2 protein-coding genes are annotated in these 622 nt (G+C 60.6%); both read right to left on the reverse strand.

Annotation, left to right across the window (positions count from 1 at the left end; genetic code table 11):
- Window positions 1-482 (reverse strand): glutamate 5-kinase (proB, locus tag QZL71_RS05460; protein WP_294648163.1); only part of this gene is annotated, 482 nt, incomplete at its 3' end.
- 7 nt (window positions 483-489) lie between these two features.
- Window positions 490-622 (reverse strand): pyrroline-5-carboxylate reductase family protein (locus tag QZL71_RS05465; RefSeq protein WP_294648192.1); only part of this gene is annotated, 133 nt, incomplete at its 5' end.

Genomic DNA, 622 nt, shown 5'->3' on the forward strand with positions numbered 1-622 from the left:
AGGTCAGCCTTGGCGCAGCAGGCCACGATGGCCGCCAGCGTGTCGTTGTCGCCAATGGAGGTGATCTCATCGGTGGCAACAGTGTCGTTTTCGTTGATGATGGGCAGGGCACCCAGCTCCAGCAGGCGGGACAGGGTGTTCTGAAAGTTCACGCGGCGTTCGGTGTGCTCCACGTCCACGCCGGTGAGCAGGATCTGCGCCACGGTGTGATTGTAGGCGTTGAACAGCCGGTCGTAGGTGTACATCAGCTCACACTGGCCCACAGCGGCGCAGGCCTGCTTGGTGGTGGTGTCCTTTGGGCGGGTTGGCAGTGAGAGCTTGCCCACGCCCATGCCAATGGCACCGGAGGACACCAGAATGACCTCATGGCCCTCGTTTTTCAGGTCGCTGAGCACCTTGACCAGCTGTTCCGTGTGGCGGATGTTCAGCCGTCCGGTGGCGTATGCCAGAGTAGAAGTGCCTACTTTTACAACGATGCGCATGATATCCTTAACCCTTTCCCATTTCCTTTGTCTTATTGTACGAGGCGATCACGGCATCCATCACCGCACCGCGCAGGCCGTGCTCTTCCAGCACGCGCACGCCCTGAATGGTGCTGCCGCCGGGGCTGCACACAGCATCC

Origin of the sequence: uncultured Faecalibacterium sp. (assembly GCF_900066275.1) — a bacterium.
In the GTDB taxonomy this organism is placed as follows: domain Bacteria; phylum Bacillota; class Clostridia; order Oscillospirales; family Ruminococcaceae; genus Faecalibacterium; species Faecalibacterium taiwanense.